General features: G+C 38.1%; 16 protein-coding genes. All 16 read right to left on the bottom strand.

Features of this window, described 5'->3' with window-relative positions; all coding sequences use genetic code 11:
• Nucleotides 1-3: 3 nt before the first annotated feature.
• The 16 genes from BMZ41_RS03075 to BMZ41_RS03000 all read right to left on the bottom strand — a co-directional run bounded on the left by BMZ41_RS03075 (nucleotide 4) and on the right by BMZ41_RS03000 (nucleotide 17549).
• Nucleotides 4-1599, bottom strand: coding sequence for a xylulokinase (locus tag BMZ41_RS03075; RefSeq protein WP_090526859.1), 1596 nt, complete (start codon nucleotides 1597-1599; stop codon nucleotides 4-6).
• 24 nt (nucleotides 1600-1623) lie between these two features.
• Nucleotides 1624-2280: a fructose-6-phosphate aldolase gene (gene fsa / locus BMZ41_RS03070; protein WP_090526857.1), complete on the bottom strand. Its 657-nt coding sequence runs from the start codon at nucleotides 2278-2280 to the stop codon at nucleotides 1624-1626.
• 132 nt (nucleotides 2281-2412) lie between these two features.
• The gene (gene araA / locus BMZ41_RS03065; protein ID WP_090169772.1) at nucleotides 2413-3912 is read right to left on the bottom strand and encodes an L-arabinose isomerase; all 1500 of its coding nucleotides are present in this window, start codon (nucleotides 3910-3912) and stop codon (nucleotides 2413-2415) included.
• 151 nt (nucleotides 3913-4063) lie between these two features.
• Nucleotides 4064-5131: a GntR family transcriptional regulator gene (locus BMZ41_RS03060; protein ID WP_090526854.1), complete on the bottom strand. Its 1068-nt coding sequence runs from the start codon at nucleotides 5129-5131 to the stop codon at nucleotides 4064-4066.
• A gap of 12 nt (nucleotides 5132-5143) precedes the next feature.
• Nucleotides 5144-6145, bottom strand: coding sequence for an acyltransferase family protein (locus BMZ41_RS03055; protein ID WP_090526852.1), 1002 nt, complete (start codon nucleotides 6143-6145; stop codon nucleotides 5144-5146).
• A 108-nt stretch (nucleotides 6146-6253) separates the two neighbouring features.
• Nucleotides 6254-7489 carry an ABC transporter ATP-binding protein gene (locus tag BMZ41_RS03050; RefSeq protein WP_090526850.1) on the bottom strand — a complete coding sequence of 412 codons (1236 nt, stop codon included), beginning with the start codon at nucleotides 7487-7489 and terminating at the stop codon, nucleotides 6254-6256.
• Nucleotides 7470-8405 (bottom strand): glycosyltransferase family 2 protein, encoded by a 936-nt coding sequence (locus tag BMZ41_RS03045; protein WP_090526848.1) that lies wholly within the window; start codon nucleotides 8403-8405, stop codon nucleotides 7470-7472. Before BMZ41_RS03045 ends, BMZ41_RS03050 begins: the two co-directional genes overlap by 20 nt.
• A gap of 53 nt (nucleotides 8406-8458) precedes the next feature.
• Nucleotides 8459-9301 (bottom strand): ABC transporter permease, encoded by an 843-nt coding sequence (locus BMZ41_RS03040; protein ID WP_090526846.1) that lies wholly within the window; start codon nucleotides 9299-9301, stop codon nucleotides 8459-8461.
• The gene (locus BMZ41_RS03035) at nucleotides 9294-10448 is read right to left on the bottom strand and encodes a glycosyltransferase (RefSeq protein WP_090526844.1); all 1155 of its coding nucleotides are present in this window, start codon (nucleotides 10446-10448) and stop codon (nucleotides 9294-9296) included. Before BMZ41_RS03035 ends, BMZ41_RS03040 begins: the two co-directional genes overlap by 8 nt.
• A 32-nt stretch (nucleotides 10449-10480) precedes the next feature.
• Complete coding sequence (locus BMZ41_RS03030; protein ID WP_090526842.1) at nucleotides 10481-10717, bottom strand: acyl carrier protein; 237 nt, start codon at nucleotides 10715-10717, stop codon at nucleotides 10481-10483.
• Between the two features lie 24 nt (nucleotides 10718-10741).
• On the bottom strand, nucleotides 10742-12142 hold the full coding sequence (locus BMZ41_RS03025) for a class I adenylate-forming enzyme family protein (protein ID WP_242942013.1): 1401 nt from the start codon (nucleotides 12140-12142) through the stop codon (nucleotides 10742-10744).
• Between the two features lie 39 nt (nucleotides 12143-12181).
• Entirely contained in the window at nucleotides 12182-13336 is a 1155-nt protein-coding gene (locus BMZ41_RS03020; RefSeq protein WP_090526838.1) for an acyltransferase family protein, read from the bottom strand.
• 239 nt (nucleotides 13337-13575) lie between these two features.
• Entirely contained in the window at nucleotides 13576-14790 is a 1215-nt protein-coding gene (locus tag BMZ41_RS03015) for an LL-diaminopimelate aminotransferase (protein WP_090526836.1), read from the bottom strand.
• Between the two features lie 31 nt (nucleotides 14791-14821).
• Entirely contained in the window at nucleotides 14822-15610 is a 789-nt protein-coding gene (gene hisA, locus BMZ41_RS03010; protein ID WP_090526835.1) for a phosphoribosylformimino-5-aminoimidazole carboxamide ribotide isomerase, read from the bottom strand.
• A gap of 62 nt (nucleotides 15611-15672) precedes the next feature.
• Entirely contained in the window at nucleotides 15673-16977 is a 1305-nt protein-coding gene (locus BMZ41_RS03005; protein WP_090169763.1) for a M18 family aminopeptidase, read from the bottom strand.
• Entirely contained in the window at nucleotides 16977-17549 is a 573-nt protein-coding gene (locus BMZ41_RS03000) for a flavin reductase family protein (protein ID WP_090526833.1), read from the bottom strand. The genes BMZ41_RS03005 and BMZ41_RS03000 overlap by 1 nt, the downstream gene beginning before the upstream one ends.
• Nucleotides 17550-17616 lie beyond the last annotated feature (67 nt).

Below are 17616 nucleotides of genomic sequence, written 5' to 3'. Positions count from 1 at the left end.
TTATTATCTCCAATTCTCTACAGCTGCTGCCTCTGCCTTAAGCGCCTTCTTGTATTCTGCGATCCACTCATCGTAGCCCTTAACCATCTCTGGATCTGGCTCCATTGTAGTAGATTCCTGTCCTGCGAATACCTTTTCATCAAGGTAGCTCTGGAAGTTCTGTGACTTATCATCACGGATGCAGTAATTTGCAAGTACTGCCATACCCCATGCACCACCTTCACCAGCTGTTGCCATTACAGTGATAGGTGCATTAAGAGCAGCTGCAAGTACTGACTGTCCAACACCCTTTGTCTTAAAGAATCCACCATGTCCTGTAATAGATTTGATGTTAACCTTCTCCTGCTTTAAGAGAATATCGTTACCAATCTTAAGAACACCAAGAGCTCCATAAAGGTTTGAACGCATAAAGTTTGCAAGTGTAAACTTGGCATCTGGCTGACGAACCACCATTGGACGACCTTCGTTTACGCCAACAACTGGCTCGCCGCCGAAGTAGTTGTATGATAATACTCCGCCGCAGTTAGCATCCTCTGTAAGAGCCTTGCGATAAAGAGTACCGTAAATATCATTCATTGAAATATCTACACCAAAGGCATCAGCAAACTCCTTGAAGATACCAATCCAAGAGTTAAGATCTGATGTACAGTTGTTGCAGTGAACCATTGCAACAGCCTCACCTGTAGGTGTTGTAACCATATCGATTTCCTCGTATGGCTTTGAAAGAGCCTTCTCCAAAACTACCATAGAGAATACTGATGTACCTGCTGATACGTTACCTGTTCCAACTGAAACAGCGTTTGTAGCAACCATACCTGTACCTGCATCACCTTCTGGTGGAGCAAGTGGGCATCCTGGCTCAAGCTCTCCTGTAGGATCAAGAAGCTTTGCACCTTCTGCTGTAAGAGTACCAGCATCATCACCTGCTACAAGTACCTCTGGAAGAAGATCCTCAACCTTTGTGCTAACACCATGTGCTGCTGCAAGCTTGTTGAACTTCTCAAGCATAGCCTTGTCGTACTGGCATGTTGTAGAGTCGATTGGGAACATACCTGATGCCTCACCAACGCCTGCGACCTTTCTGCCTGTCATCTTATAGTGAACGTAGCAAGCAAGTGTCATGAAGTAAGCTACGTTTGGTACATGTGGCTCCTTGTTAAGGATGCACTGATAGTAGTGTGAAATACTCCAGCGCTGAGGCATGTTAAAGTTGAGCTCCTTAGAAAGCTCAGCCGCAGCCTCACCTGTGATTGTATTTCTCCATGTTCTAAATGGAACAAGAAGATTATCCTCTTTATCAAATGCAAGATAACCATGCATCATAGCGGAAAATCCGATTGCGCCAAGCTTTGTAAGCTTAACGTCATACTTGTCACTAACATCTTTCTTAAGCTTAGCGTAGCAGTCCTGAACACCTTCCCATACCTCTTCAAGTGGGTATGTCCAAATACCGTTGTCAAGGTGATTCTCCCACTCATGGTCTCCCTGAGCAAGAACCTTATTCTCCTCGTCAACTAAAACCGCCTTAATACGTGTTGAGCCGAATTCGATTCCGAGAGCAGTTTTCTTGCCCTCTGCGATAATCTCATTAATATTCATAAGTAAAATTCCCCCAATATTATTTTACTCACCAAATACAGCGATATAATCCTTCTGGAACTTCTCAATACCAGCTGTAGTTAATGGATGGTTAATCATTGTCTCGATTACAGAGTATGGTACTGTTGCAATGTGAGCACCTGCAAGTGCGCAGTCTGTAACGTGAATTGGGTTACGAACTGATGCAGCAATAATCTCTGTCTCATATCCATAGATGTCGAAGATTTCTGCAATATCACGGATAAGATCGATACCTGCCATGTTAATGTCATCAAGTCTTCCAAGGAATGGTGATACGTATGTAGCTCCAGCATTTGCAGCAAGAATAGCCTGGTTTGCTGAGAAGATAAGTGTAACATTTGTCTTGATGCCCTCAGATGAAAGAACCTTTACAGCCTTAAGACCTTCTGCTGTCATAGGAATCTTTACAACCATGTTTGGATGCATAGCAGCAATCTCACGACCTTCCTTAATCATACCCTCAGCATCAACTGTAGTAGCCTTTACCTCTCCTGAGATAGGACCATCAACGATTGAAGCGATTTCCTTAAGGATATCTTCCTGAGCACGTCCACCCTCTTTAGCGATAAGTGATGGGTTTGTTGTAACTCCACAGATTACTCCAAGATCATTTGCCTTCTTAATGTCCTCAATTTTTCCAGTGTCAACGAATAACTTCATTTCTTTTTCTCCTTCTTTTTACCTGCTCAAATACTTGAGCCATATTTTTAATCAATTGTGGTTATGCTAGTAATTCTATTACTACGTTAGAACCTCCACAATCAAATTAATGACTAACTAATGGCAAGATTTTTACTTTCCATACACAAGACTTCCAAGTGCAAGGTCGCGCTTAAAGTCACGAATCTTTGTGTCAGCATCGATGTAAACAGCCTCAATTCCCATAGCAGCAGCCCAGTCTCCCATCTGCTCAGCAGTAAGATCATATGTAAATGCTGTGTGATGTGCACCACCTGCAAGAAGCCATGCTTCTGTACCTGTATAGAAGTCAGGCTGTGGCGTCCAGAAGTTGATAGCTGTAGGAAGCTTTGGAAGTGGCTTCTCAACCTTCTTGCAATCAACATCCTGAATAATGAGACGGAAGCGATTTCCTAAATCAATAAGTGATGTAGCAATACCCTTGCCTTCCTTGGACTGGAATACAAGACGTGCTGGATCCTCACGATTTCCCATTGAAAGTGGCTGGCACTTAATCTGGATTGGGCCGTCTGAAATAGTTGGGCAAATCTCAAGCATGTGAGCCTGAATGATGCCCTCCTTGCCCTTTACAAGATTGTATGTGTAATCCTCAAGCATTGAAGTACCCTTTGCGTCCTTCATGCCTGTAGTCATTATCTTCATAAGACGAACCATGGCTGCAACCTTCCAGTCACCCTCTGCACCAAAGCCGTAACCCTTTTCCATAAGTCTCTGAATAGCAAGACCTGGAAGCTGCTGTAATGCGCCAAGATCACCGAAGTGAGTTACGATTGCCTGATAGTTCTTCTCCTCAAGGAATCTCTCAAAACCAAGCTCAATCTGAGCCTGAACTGCTACATGTCTTCTGAACTCCTCTGGATTACGTCCCTCGAGACAAATATCGTATTTACCATAATATTCATCTACAAGTGCATTAACATCTGACTGACCAACTGCAGCAACTGCCTCTGCGATTTCATTTACTGGATAAGCATCTACCTCCCAGCCAAACTTAAGCTGAGCCTCTACCTTATCACCTTCTGTAACTGCAACGTTACGCATGTTGTCAGCAATTCTCATAACACGGATATGGCTTGATTCTACAACACCGATTGCTGTGCGCATCCAAGATGCCAGCTTCTCCTGAACCTCTGCATCCTGCCAGTATCCAACTATTGTCTTTCTCTCAACGCCCATTCTTGAAAGGATGTGAGCATACTCTCTGTCACCATGAGCTGCCTGATTCTCATTCATGAAATCCATATCCATTGTCTCGTATGGAATCTCACGGTTGTACTGTGTGTGTAAGTGGCAAAGTGGCTTTCTAAGCTCCTGATGTCCAAGTATCCATGACTTTGCTGGTGAAAATGTGTGCATCCATGTAATTACACCAGCACATGTTGGGTCATTGTTTGCCTCGTTAAAAGTACGTCTGATTACTTCGTTTGTAATCATTGTTGGCTTCCATACTACCTCAAATGGAAGCTTTCCTGATTTGTTAAGACACTCAACGATTTCCTTTGAGTGTGCTGCTACGTGTGATAAGCACTCATCACCGTAGAGATCCTGCGAACCTGTACAGAACCAGAACTTGTAATTAAGCTGTGTCTTCATAAATTATCCTCCAATACAAAAAACTATTTTCCTGCTAATAAAAAGGATACAACTTGTACACATTCGTGCACAAGTTGTATCCTCGTTATCAACAATCCTTATATTTACAGACTATAAGCATAGTGTACAAGTTAGTTTTTATATATACAAGTTATAATGTACTCTTTCTTTCCACAAGCTCTGGGGTAAGCAGGATATGAGCATCCTTTCTTGTAACATTCCCTTCGATAAGTCCAATAAGAGTCTCTGCTGCCTTTCTCCCCATTTCCTCCTGAGGATGGGAAACAGTGGTAATTCCCCTGCTCTTAGCAAGTAATGAATTATCAAAACCTGTAACTGAAATATCATGTGGCACCTGACGTCCAATACCAGTAATCCCCTTGATAATATCTGCAGCAATCTCATCATTGTAGCAAACCACAGCATGACAGCTGATTCCGCTCTCCAGAATATGTAGCATTCCCTCAAACGGGCGCATTGTCCTGTCCTTCGTGTGATACCAAACCACCAGATCAGGATTGTAAGGAATCCCTGCCTCAGTAAGAGCCTTTACATATCCCTTGTGACGGAATATTCCCTGCATATCATCAGCCTTGAAGATTCCAGCGATATTCTTATGACCAAGCTTAATCAAATGCTCTGTAATGAGCCTGCCGCCTTCCACATCGTCAAGCATAACGTGTGGCTTGTCCAGCATAGCCTCATAACACCCCTGTATAAAAACATAGGGAATTCCCATAGAATCCATCTGTTCATAAAGCACCTGATGTTGGCAGCTTATGGCACTCTGGCTTGGCTCAATAATCATTCCATCGATATTCTTTGACAGAAGCTCCTCCATACACCAGGCTTCACCCTTACGGGAATTGTTGGTGGTTTTCAGGAGAATACTATAACCACTTTCTGACAAAACTTTATTGATTCCCTGAATGACCCTGGGGAAAATATAATCGGACATATAAGTTGTGACAACAGCTATATTTTTACTGTTGCCTCGTTTTTTTAATTGAGGTGCCACAAAGGTACCACTACCCTGTTTTGAATATAGATATCCTTCACTAATAAGAACCGATAGAGCATGTCTCACCGTCTGACGTGTCACATCATACTTTTGCGCAAGCTGATTCTCAGATGGAATCTTTTCGTTAACAGAATAAGCCCCCAGATTAATCTGCTTCTTTATGTCATTAACTATAAACTCATACTTAGTAGAAACCATATTCCCCCTGAATTAAGCATTTTGAAGCTTACGAATACCTACAATCATCAATCTGCTTAAATAATACATAACAATAGAAAAAGCCGTGACCGCAATTATATATATCACTATAACTTTAGCGGATAATGACTCAAAATATTTAGGCATAATATATGCTCTGAAAATAACATGATTCAAAAAAATTGAATATGATATTTTATCCAAAAAGGCTAATAGCTTCGACTCAAATGGAAGCTTTGTATTGAAGGCAATAGCCACACCTATTGAGATGAGCAGTAAATGAAAATACTCCACTTTACCCGCATAGAAATATGAGGAAATCGCGGTGAACAAAAGCATCAAAAATCCAATCCACTGTACCACCTTATTCTTAAGGTACTCAGAATATTTCTCGTTAAAATCAAACAGTAATATTCCTATTCCCATCTCCATAAAACCTCTCATAAACTTCTGAGAGTAGATGAAGTCACCATAGTAATCTGTTACCAGACTGCCAGTAACTCTATACGAGAAGGTCAGGCCTATGATTATAACTAAAGGAATAATTATTTCTCTTGTAATATCAGGCAAACGTTTGCACAAACTGTATAAAAGTAATCCTGCCAATACCAGTATAGAAACATACCAGGTGACTACATTTGCAATCTGAGTTTCCTGCCATGGCCAGTAATGAATCAATAATAGTTCTCTAAAACCGACTGTTTCAAACCAGAAAAGACTATCCTTTGCAGAAAATCCATTGAATACCAAAAAGAAAATTCCGCTGACCAAAAATGAAAGGAAATACTCCGGATACAAACGCTTAATTCTGTGCCAGGTATATCCATAAGGAGTCCTGTCTTTTTTCTTCAAATCTGCAGCCAAAAGCCAACCACTAACAACGAAAAAGAACTCTACGCCTATTGTCCATCCTGTTATATGAAAATATTGATTAAATAAGTGAAGGAGAATTATTAGATATGAAAAAACGACTCTCCAAAATGAAATCATATTATTCTTATTAGTTTTAGGCATTATTTCCTCCTAAATAAATCCATTTTTTCTTTAATAAGTTTATCTTATCAAAGGCTTATTCTCCTCTCAAGCAAAAAGAGGTCTGGGCGCTGCCCAAACCTCTAAATTTTATAGCTTTACGCTTCCCCAGGAATTTGCTCTCCACTTAAGCTCTCCCGGAATGTGTTTTCTTTCGATAGTCACATCAAGACCTCTTACACAATCCAAATCAACACCATCATCATAAGGATTAAGCACATATACAGTGTAGAATGTCTGATATGTTCCTGGCTGAATCTTTGATAAATCAACAGTGACTTCAAATTCACCCTCATCTCCGGCCTTGCCATTAATTACATTTTCAAAGACCTGAGTTGCAAAAGGATGATCTGTATCCGACATAAACTCTACTCGGATTCCAGCATTTTCAACATCTTCAATATTTTTGTATTTGAATGCTATTCGCATTTTATCATCCGTAAATACGTTATTATCTTTATCTGGATACTCTGCCCATGTCAGTCGCGAATCGTCTCTTGTTAACCAGCCTGGTCTCATATATCTTGCGTAATCTGAAGTAGTTTCTGTTTTAACATGAACTCCGTTGTATAACTTAACAGCTTCTTCTACAGTACCATCAAAGGCAAGGTTTCCATGCTGAAGCACGATACATCTGTCACAAAGATTATGTACTGTTTCCATATTATGACTAACGTACAGAATCGTTCTGCCTTCAGTCTTGGCAATTTCACGCATTTTATCTAAGCATTTGTGTTGGAATTTAATATCACCAACAGCTAATACCTCATCCATTATCATAATATCCGAATCAAGATGTGCAGCCACTGAAAATGCCAGTTTTACATACATACCCGATGAATATCTCTTTACTGGAGTATCAATAAATTTCTGACACTCCGAAAACTCTATAATAGAATCGAGCTTAGCATCTATCTCCTGTCGACGCATACCAAGAATCGAGCCATTAAGATAAATATTTTCTCTTCCAGTAAGCTCAGGATGAAAACCTGTACCAACCTCAAGCATACTTGAAACTTTTCCATCGATAAAGATTCGGCCTCTTGTAGGTGATGTGATACGTGAAATCAGCTTTAACAGTGTAGATTTTCCTGCACCATTTGAACCGATTATACCTACACATTCACCACGATGGATTTCCAGCGAAACTCCATCTAAGGCAGTGAAAATCTTATTATGTACCTGTAAATCATCGCTGGCACCTTTTTTTTCCTGACGTCTTTGACGTAAAGCATCCTTTAAGGTTTCTCCAGTAACGGTACCTAAAATATAATCCTTGCCTACATTTTCAATTTTTAAAACTACATCATTGTTCGTCAACATCATTTCCTCTAATCTCAATATCAGCCCATTGTTTACCATATTGGCTATTTTTCAAATAATCCAGCTGCTTGTTTAACTCCTTATCAGTGAGGTTAGTAAGCTTATACTTAATGTGGTAATTTATAAGATTTTCAAAGAATATCTTATAATCATCTACCAATGGTTCGTTGTGTAATTTACATTTTTCGTAGATATACTCACTAAGCGTATAGAGCTTTATAAGCATAGTCTCCTGCGCCACCTGATTAATCAGTGAGCCTGGTGTAATTCTGTAATAATAAAGCATATCGCAAAGCTTGAATATTGACCTAACATGAATCATATACTCTAAGGTAAAGCACAAATCCTCTGCAAAAACCTTCTTGTTATCTACGAATCGTATATTATATTCATCGATAATGCTTTTTTTATAAATCCTGTCACAGGCTTCCCAGCCTTCTTTGTAATTACTTACGACATTGCAAATATAATCACTTAAATCTGTATCTTTAGAAAATCGTATTCCGTGATTTTCTATTGCGAAAATAAGCTTACTACCAATATTCCCGTCTACATCAATTCTTCTAATATTATAGGTGTACATTTGAGCATCGTACTCACTTTTAGCATCCTCGAGTTGCTCAAAAAATATATCTGAAATCAAATCATCACTATCCACAAAGACAATCCATTTTCCCTTTGCAACATCTAATCCAGCATTTCTTGCTGAGGAAAGGCCACCATTTTCTTTATGAATAACCTGACAAACGCCTTCATATTCTGTAGCAAAGACATCACAGATTTCACCAGAACTATCTGTACTACCATCATCCACAAGGATAATTTCATAATCCCTGAAGCTTTGCTGTGCAACAGAACAAAGACATTTTTTCAAATATTTTTCTGTATTATAAACCGGTATTATTACACTATATTCCATCAGCTCTTACACCTATAATTCTTTAACTCATCAGGTTAGTATTAAATACATTATTAGATAATATCTATGAAATCTTTTTCTGTCTGGTTAAATAGTACTACAGCCACCATAGTTAATATTAAAGTAAAAATTGTGCTATATATAAGTGATAACACATGAATGCCTCCACTTCCAAGCATGCAAAAACGAAATGCTTCTACATAGGATGAAACTGGATTTAAATATACCAATCCCTGAATAAACTCTGGCAACTGAGTTGGAGAATACATTACAGGAGACACATATATCATAAGTGTTGTAAGTAATCCCACCATATGTGAAAAATCTCTATATTTAATGGTGACACATGAGACTATCAATCCCAATGCAGTTCCCATCATCGACATAAATAAGGCTATTGGAATAACAAATAAAATCTTAATTCCAATCATTTCCACATCGCCATTCAAATAGAAGAACAGCCACACAAGCATAGTAACTAAAAACTTTATACCAACTCTGATTACATTAAAAAGTACATTGGCAAGTGGCATAATAAGTCTTGGAAAATATACTTTTCCGAAGAGATAGCTGTTTTCCAACAGCACTCCCGTATTACTTCCAAAACAGCTTATAAAGAAATCCCAAATAACACTTCCGGTCATGTAAAAAAGGAAATATGGTGTTCCATCTGATGAAAACTTACCAACATAACCAAATACAAAAGAAAAAATACCGGAATTAATAATGAGACTGAATATCAACCAAATGGGACCAAGTATTGTCTGCTTGTACTGCACCTCATAATTTCTTTTTACTAAGGTCCATACCAATTCTCTATATTTTATTATTTCTCTAACAGGTACTCGCAATAGCGGGACCTTAGGTTCAATGACCGTTGTCCAATTCTTACTCATTATTATCCTCAATCAATTTTTCTATTTCACTAATTCGTTCCTGATAAGTTATAATTTTCTTTCTTTCCATAATTTTATTTTTGTAATAATCATGGAGAGAAGGATCATCCATAACTCGCTTCATGGATTTATAAATTCCGATGGCATGGATTGGCATAACTATTCCATACTCGCTATCTCCAAGTAATTCTCTAACACCAGAGCAGTCTGTAAGCAACATTGGAACATCAAGAACTGCTGCCTCCTGACTCACAAGAGAATACCCCTCATAAAGTGAACTCGAAATAAACCAGTCAGCAATAGAAATATATTTATATGGGTTCTGACGTGGACCTATAAACTTGCAACTGGTAACTCCTGTTCTTCCCAAGGTCTCCTGAATCTTCTCATATTCCTCTCCCCATGGCTCTCTTCCACCTACTACGATAACCTCGAAATTATAGCCCTCTTCTTCAAGAGCTCTGCAGGCTTCAATCAAAAGAGTATAGCCTTTTTGGGCATTAATTCTTCCTACACTGACAAATCTGATTGGCTGTTTTTCTTTAGGCAATTCCATCGAATCAATATCCACAACAGGCTCTTTTGCCTTTTTCAACACATTTTCGATATTGATTGGATTATATTTAACGATAAGATTCCCTGGGTCGCCTATAACATCACACACGCCTTTTTTAATATCCTGTGATACGCAAACTATATTTTTAAACTGCTGCATGGCTATGCGTTCATTTTCTTTGCTGCCGTATATATATTCTGAATAGTAATGATTGTTATAGTCTGTGTGATTCCATGCATATTTCAGAGGAATATCGTATTTAAGCGCACTGTAAAGAGTACCGCCTTCTTTCATGCAAAGCATAACGTCAAATTTACTTTTTCGTATTTTTCCCATGAAAGTCAGCTCATAATACCTACGATTAATATAACTAAGTATATGAACAAAAATATTTGATTTGTACTCCTTTGGAACACTTTCAGATATATAATTAACATCCTTTGGATAGTGCTCATAGAATGTATCATCATACTTATAGGTCATGACTGTAATGTCATACTTTTCGTGCCATGCCCATACCAAATCATACATGAGCTTTTCAACACCACCACCGAATGCTAAATCATTCATTATAAGAATTTTCTTTTTCATTGATATTACCTTTAAATGCTTACTAAAACTTCTTAATTCTTCTTTTCTTCAATAGCTGAAATAAGATCTCTAATTCTTTTTATTTTTGATAAATCGTCTGACGAAAACTTAATAGTATATTTCGCTTCAATATCTCCAATAATTGTCATTATCTCAATTGATGAGAGACATAAATCATCTATCATCTCACTATCTAATGTTATTTCATCCTCGGGAATATCTGCTATATCAATTATGATTTCTTTAATAGCTTCCAATACTTCACTCATTCTCTAATTTCTCCAATAATATGTTTAACGCTTAATTTTTCCACTTGCTGTTTTATCAAATTCAGTATCCCTGAATTCCACAAAATAAATCTTTTTATATGCAGGCATAACTTGGTTGAGATTACTTATATATTCTCGGATACTCTCCTCATCTTCCTTATGTGCGTATATCTCAATAGCAATTCGGTCTTTTTTTTCGAAGACTTTGCACTCTTTTATTAAAGGGTTTTCATATGCCTTAGTTTCAATTTCCTCTGGGCTAACATTTTCACCGCCAGAAAGAATAATCAAATTCTTTTTTCTTCCGGTAAGATATATATATCCATCTTCGTCAATATAACCCAGATCACCGGTGTAAATTATGCCATCTCTTAAACATTCTGCAGTCTCTTCGGGGTTTTTATAGTACCCCATCATATTGCTCCAGGATTTAACACATATTTCGCCATCCACACAGAAAATTTCTGTTTCATCTACAGCTTTTCCGATGGAATCAATATGATTTATCATGTCAAAATTTTCAGTAACAGCATTGCATGTTTCTGTCATTCCATAAAACTGCCCAAATGTAAGGTCATTATCTATAAAAAACTGTATAAGAGGAGGCTCTATTAAGGCACCACCTGATAGTAAATGTTTCACATTTCCAATACGGTTTTTGTGACCACGTTTGATACAGTTAACCCATACTTTTAACATCGCAGGAGTCACAGCTCCAAAATCTATTGTTATGTTTGAAAGGTCTGTAAGCACATGCTTAGGATCCTTACTCATACAAATTGTACCACCTAAGGATGTCCAGCTGAGCCAAGCCAAAATACCACCTAAGTGATACATGGGAAAATTGGTATATGCCTTAGAATTCAAGGTATCCTCAGATTCATTTATAAACACCAACGGAAATATTCTTCTTATGTTTCCAAACAAACTCTGAACTGATATAGCCACTCCTTTTGAAAGACTAGTTGTCCCTGAAGTGAACATAATCATAGCCAATTGCTGTGCTTCCTCATCTGTAAAATCACGCAAAGCTTTTTCATCAAGTGATTTTGAAATATTATCAAATAAGTTTTCTTCGCTTATCACAGCCAAATCTTTAAATGACTCTGTCTGTGGATATTCTGAACAAATTATTGCATCAGCATCAGCCTTATTTATGGCAAACATCAAATTATCAACAGTTTCGTTGTAATTAAGTGGAATAGCAACTGCACGAGAAAAAAGAATCGCCCCAAGAAGAACCATGTATCTATAATCTGTGTTAGCTAAAAGGCAAATATGTTTTCCTTCAATACCTCCAAGCTGTTCCTCCAGCTGATAAGCACATTTTCTCATATCTCTTAGATACTCTGTATATGTATACCTATCCCGATCCTTACCATCTAACATCATTGCTACAAATGCATCTGAATGGTTTTCCATCATTTTCAAATATTGCAACATCTATATAACTTCCTCTCTTTTCTATCTACTCTTTAACTTTCTATAGGCTGTTAATATTTTGATTACTCCAGCCAAAGCAAGCGTAATGATAATCATTCGAATAACAAAGACAATGAAACAACCGATAAGCTGATGTCCTGTAAACTTATCTGTAATCACATACCATGGAATAGCTATCATTTCCACGGTATGAATTATCAAGAAATACAACGAATACCTTCCAAAATATCTCAGTGCATTTGAAACTTTTCCATCAAACGACTGGTTCATTCGCATGTATACATAAATAAATCCTATTCCCATTAACCCACTTTCGATATAAGAAATAGGCCCCAAGGAATATACATTATCAGCCATTTCTGTTATAAGCCCAAGCGAAATGAGTATTATATTGGGAATAATTACCCATAATATATATTTGATAATTGTTTCCTTGCTATGCACTGATGCAAGTATCTTTGATTTTCTGACATAATATCCTAAATAAACATACAGAACACCAACTAATCCTTGTGATATACAAAATGGTGTATAGACTGTATAACTTAACAACCACCCCAAAATCGATAATCCAAAAGCGTAATATTTAATTTTGGTTTCATCCACCTTATTTAATAAAACATTAAAAATCACCAATGCCCAAAACAAAGATAGAACAAACCACATAGGTCCATTAGCAAAGAAAGTGAATTCGCCTATCTGAACATTCTGGGAATATCCCAATATCATTCCCCCAAAGACTTTTACGCTTTCTTGTACAGCACCAGGTAAATACCTAAAAAAACAATAATGGAATATTATATTTAAACTCACAGTCACAAATACTGTTATTAAATACGGCTTCAGTAATTCCTTATATTGCGAAGAACAGCCTTTCGAAATAGTTCTCTTTCGGATGCTATAACCTGACAATATAAATAATGTTGGCATCAGTGAAACTAATAATAGGACTAAGATTGTAAAACATAACCTAATAATCATAGATGCTTCATAAAAATAAGGTACATATACTAATGCTCCCTCATCACTATAATGGGAAATCTTAGTAATATATAACTCTGAAAAATTAGGTATATTATGCCAAAATACAATCCATACCATTGCTATTCCCTTTAACAAATCAAACATTCCAATTGACGTTGCAATTGGACGATTCACACTTTTATATATACTCATGAATATGCCTCGCTAACCCTTAAATTGTCGCATTCTTTCACCATTTTATTAAAAATGATACGCAATTATATCATGTGTACTCAAACTACAAAATTGGGATAATCAACACAATTTATTACATAAACGACCTTCTTTTATTCAAATTGTCATTCTGATAACATTTATTAGACACATATATATTCTGCGTTGCACAAAAAAGGCACCCTGGAAAGGATGCCTTAAAATATCTTTACTTATTATTAAAGTGTCTTAATTCTCTCAATAGCTCTTGCAGTATTCTCTGCAGAACCAAATGCTGTCAATCTGAAGTAGCCTTCACCTGAAGGACCAAAGCCTGCACCTGGTGTACCAACGATCTGAACCTTATCAAGAAGGTAATCGAAGAAGTCCCAAGATGTCATGTTATCTGGAGTCTTGAGCCAGATATAAGGTGCGTTCACACCACCGTAAACCTCAAAGCCTGCGTCCTTAAGACCTGTGTAGATTGTCTTTGCATTGTTCATGTAGTAGCCAACCTGCTCTTTAATCTGAGCCTGTCCCTCTGCTGAGTAAACAGCCTCACCAGCACGCTGAATGATGTAAGGAGCACCGTTGAACTTTGTACCGTGGCGACGAGCCCACATAGCATTAAGTGAAGCACCGTCAAATACAAGGTCCTTAGGTACTACTGTGTAGCCAAGACGAACGCCTGTGAAGCCTGCGTTCTTTGAGAAAGAGTGAATCTCGATTGCACATGTCTTTGCACCTGCGCACTCGTAGATTGAGTGAGGAACATCAGCCTCTGAAATGTATGCCTCATAAGCTGCATCAAAGATAATAAGGCTTCCGTTCTTATTTGCATAATCAACCCAAAGCTGAAGCTGGCTCTTTGTAAGAGTTGTTCCTGTTGGGTTGTTTGGAAGACAAAGATAAATTACATCTGGAGTCTCTTTTGGAAACTCTGGAACGAATTTGTTCTCTGCTGTTGTAGGCATGTAGATAAGATCTGACCACTTGCCAAGCTTTTCATCATAAGTACCAAGACGACCTGCCATAACATTTGAATCAACATATACTGGATATACAGGATCACAAACTGCAATCTTAACATCTGCTGCAAAAAGCTCCTGAATATCTGCTGAATCAGACTTCGCACCATCTGAAACGAAGATTTCGTCTGCAGAAATATCACAACCTCTTGCCTGATAATCATTCTTTGCAATTGTCTCACGAAGGAATGGATATCCTAAATCTGGAGCGTAACCATGAAAAGTAGAAGCGCTTCCCATCTCATCAACTGAATCGTGAAGAGCCTTAATCATTGCTGGTGCAATTGGCTGTGTAACATCACCAATACCAAGTCTGATGATATCTGCGTTTGGATTAGCCTCACTGTATGCCGCTACCTTTTTTGCAATTGTTGAAAATAAATAGCTGCCTGGAAGCTTCTGAAAATTAGTGTTTACCTTGAACATGTTTACCTCCTTAAGTGACCGATCAAAAAAACTATCGGCTTACAATTCTCTTAACTATTCTGTCATATGATAGATGTCCACCAAACAAGTCCAAAGCAGAACCTACAGTGAAATCCATATTGTTATCAGAAAGATAGCTGATAAGTTCGATGTCACCATAATCAGAAACACCTCCAGCATATGTAACTGGCACCTTTTTATAGGATGACAACAAACCAACTAAATCTCTGTCTATACCATTTTGCCTGCCCTCCACATCAGCTGCATGAACTAAAAATTCATCGCAGTAGAAAGCAAGTTTATCGAGGAAATTATAAGTGATAATTTCGTCTGTTCTCTTCTGCCATCTATCAGTAACAATGTAGAATTTGTCGTCTACTCTTGTGCAGGATAAATCAAGAACAAGATGCTCTCGACCTACCTTCTTTGACAGATGTTTTAATGCATCATAATCGACGCGACCACCATTAAATACAAATGATGTTACAATAACGTGGCTGGCTCCTGCCTCAATAAAATCCAAGGCATTTTTATCATCTACACCACCGCCGTATTGTAATCCATTAGGATAAGCTCTCAGGGCTTTCAGTGCCGCTTCCTTTGATGTCTCGTATTCTTTAGTACCCTTTTTGTTGAGATTAATAATGTGTCCTCCCCTAAGTCCATCTCGCTTGTAAAGATTAGCATAATAAACTGCATCTTTATCAGCTACGAAGTTCTCCTCAGGGTGTCCATTCTCCTTCCACAAATCCGCAATTGTGGAACCAACAATCTGCTTGACCTTACCATCATGAATATCAATGCATGGTCTAAATTCCATACTCCCAAAATCCTCCCAGTGAAATTTAATTTATTGCGTTCTTTATCACGCTAAAGTAAAAATCACTTCAAAGTATAACTGTCTACAGCTGTACTTTCAATGACAGTTTCATAAAATTTGGTAGCAATTTTTAATAAATATTCGGTATCTTTCACACCTGCTGTCTCGAATGGAGAATGCATAGCAAGCTGAGCCAAACCTATATCCACGCCGTTAATAGACACGTGTGCATTTGAGATGTTTCCAAGTGTTGAACCACCTGCCACATCAGAACGATTAACAAAGGTCTGGAAAGGCACCTTAGCCTTCTTGCAAATTTCTGTAAATATTCCAAAAGCCAATCCATCTGTCATGTACTTCTGATTGGCATTGAACTTAATAACAACACCCTCATTCATGTACACTTTATTAGTAGGATCGCTCTTCTCAGCATAGTTTGGATGAAGGGCATGTGCGTTGTCAGCAGATACCATAAATGAATTTGCAATTGTCTCAAGAAGCTTTGAATTATTTCCATTCATCGCTTCGTTTATACGAACCAATGTATCATAAAGGAAGGTAGAATCGGCACCCTGCTTTGTACCACTTCCTACTTCCTCGTTATCAAAGGTAACGTGAAGCTCTACAGCCGAATCACTATTCTTCGCATTTACGATACCCATCATTGAACTGTATGAGCACTGTAAATCATCGAGACGTCCGATAGAAATGAACTCATCCTTAGCGCCCCATACACGACCTGCATCTCTGTTATATAAGAATAAATCAGAACCAACGATATCGTCAGCCTTTACGCCAAGAGACTCTGCCACCATCTCCTTAAGGTTGAACTTTTCATCCATGGAAATAAGTGGAAGTAAATCCTTCTGGGCATTGTATTTGTATCCCTCATTTGCCTCACGATTCATGTGAATAGCAAGGGATGGAAGCATACATAAATCTCTGTCTAAATTAACAAGCTTTGTCTGAATACCTGTCTTTGTTCTGACAATGGCACGACCTGCAATTGAAAGAGGTCTGTCAAACCAAGGTGCCATAAGCATGCCGCCGTAACGCTCAGTGTTAAGCTTTACATAGTGGCCTTCCTTCATCTCCGGCATTTCCTTGATTCTAAAGGTTGGTGAATCAGTGTGAGATGCCATAATCATGAAGCTCTTGTATTCTTTCTTAGGCATTCTGAAAGCAAGAATAGAGGACCCATTTCTTGTAACGAAATAATTTCCACCAAGCTTTAAATTCCAGCTGCTGGCCTCTGTCAGTTCCTCAAAACCTGCCTCTAAGAAAACCTTGCGCTGATTATCTACAACGTGAAACTGAGAAGGACTCTTCTCTATAAAATCAAATAAACCCTTAACTGTCTTATTCATTATTTTTTTCCTTCTTTCTTTACTGAATATCCAAAGGTGCCCTGTGGCTTTGTCAATCCATAATAAGTGCCATGGCTATATGCCAAAAGCCCTGCATTTTCCAGTTCAAATTTACCTGTCTCGTTCATGTATTTTTCGTCGGCATGAACACAAAGAACATCAGCAACGAACATGGTGTGACTGCCATACTCATGGACCTCGCGAACTCTGCACTCAATGTTAACTGGAGACTCCTCTATCAGAGGAACATTTATCTCATCAGCCTCAACCTTGTGAAGACCGCACTTTTTAAATTTATCTACATCTCTTCCAGAAGTAACACCACAGTAATCTGTAGCAAAGGACAACTCCTCTGTAGTGAGATTAATAGCAAACTCTCCTGTCTCCATAATCATTGGATAAGAATGTCTGCTAGGTCTAACTGAAATATATGCCATAGGTGGATTAGTGCAAACTGTACCTGTCCAAGCAACCGTTAAAATATTATCCTTTCCATCTTTTCCACGGCAGGTAACCATAACCGCAGGAAGTGGGTAAACCATATTTCCAGGTTTCCATTTTTGCTTTGCCATAAGCACCTCCTAAACGCTCTAAATCTATACCAATATACCTTAATTTCCCTGTAAAAAAAAGAGGTTA

The sequence above is a fragment of the Pseudobutyrivibrio sp. UC1225 genome (assembly GCF_900115215.1).
In the GTDB taxonomy this organism is placed as follows: domain Bacteria; phylum Bacillota; class Clostridia; order Lachnospirales; family Lachnospiraceae; genus Pseudobutyrivibrio.
The sequence above is the reverse complement of the archived record's forward strand: the minus strand, read 5'-3'. Positions and strand labels throughout refer to the sequence as shown.

Coding starts and splice junctions, on each gene's coding strand:
- BMZ41_RS03000 (WP_090526833.1), bottom strand. CDS start 17,549: ATGGCAAAGCAAAAATGGAAACCTGGAAATATGGTTTACCCACTTCCT.
- hisA (WP_090526835.1), bottom strand. CDS start 15,610: ATGGAATTTAGACCATGCATTGATATTCATGATGGTAAGGTCAAGCAG.
- BMZ41_RS03060 (WP_090526854.1), bottom strand. CDS start 5,131: ATGGTTTCTACTAAGTATGAGTTTATAGTTAATGACATAAAGAAGCAG.
- BMZ41_RS03025 (WP_242942013.1), bottom strand. CDS start 12,142: ATGATGGAAAACCATTCAGATGCATTTGTAGCAATGATGTTAGATGGT.
- BMZ41_RS03015 (WP_090526836.1), bottom strand. CDS start 14,790: ATGTTCAAGGTAAACACTAATTTTCAGAAGCTTCCAGGCAGCTATTTA.
- BMZ41_RS03040 (WP_090526846.1), bottom strand. CDS start 9,301: ATGAGTAAGAATTGGACAACGGTCATTGAACCTAAGGTCCCGCTATTG.
- BMZ41_RS03030 (WP_090526842.1), bottom strand. CDS start 10,717: ATGAGTGAAGTATTGGAAGCTATTAAAGAAATCATAATTGATATAGCA.
- BMZ41_RS03005 (WP_090169763.1), bottom strand. CDS start 16,977: ATGAATAAGACAGTTAAGGGTTTATTTGATTTTATAGAGAAGAGTCCT.
- BMZ41_RS03050 (WP_090526850.1), bottom strand. CDS start 7,489: ATGATGTTGACGAACAATGATGTAGTTTTAAAAATTGAAAATGTAGGC.
- BMZ41_RS03075 (WP_090526859.1), bottom strand. CDS start 1,599: ATGAATATTAATGAGATTATCGCAGAGGGCAAGAAAACTGCTCTCGGA.
- araA (WP_090169772.1), bottom strand. CDS start 3,912: ATGAAGACACAGCTTAATTACAAGTTCTGGTTCTGTACAGGTTCGCAG.
- BMZ41_RS03045 (WP_090526848.1), bottom strand. CDS start 8,405: ATGGAATATAGTGTAATAATACCGGTTTATAATACAGAAAAATATTTG.
- BMZ41_RS03020 (WP_090526838.1), bottom strand. CDS start 13,336: ATGAGTATATATAAAAGTGTGAATCGTCCAATTGCAACGTCAATTGGA.
- BMZ41_RS03055 (WP_090526852.1), bottom strand. CDS start 6,145: ATGCCTAAAACTAATAAGAATAATATGATTTCATTTTGGAGAGTCGTT.
- BMZ41_RS03035 (WP_090526844.1), bottom strand. CDS start 10,448: ATGAAAAAGAAAATTCTTATAATGAATGATTTAGCATTCGGTGGTGGT.
- fsa (WP_090526857.1), bottom strand. CDS start 2,280: ATGAAGTTATTCGTTGACACTGGAAAAATTGAGGACATTAAGAAGGCA.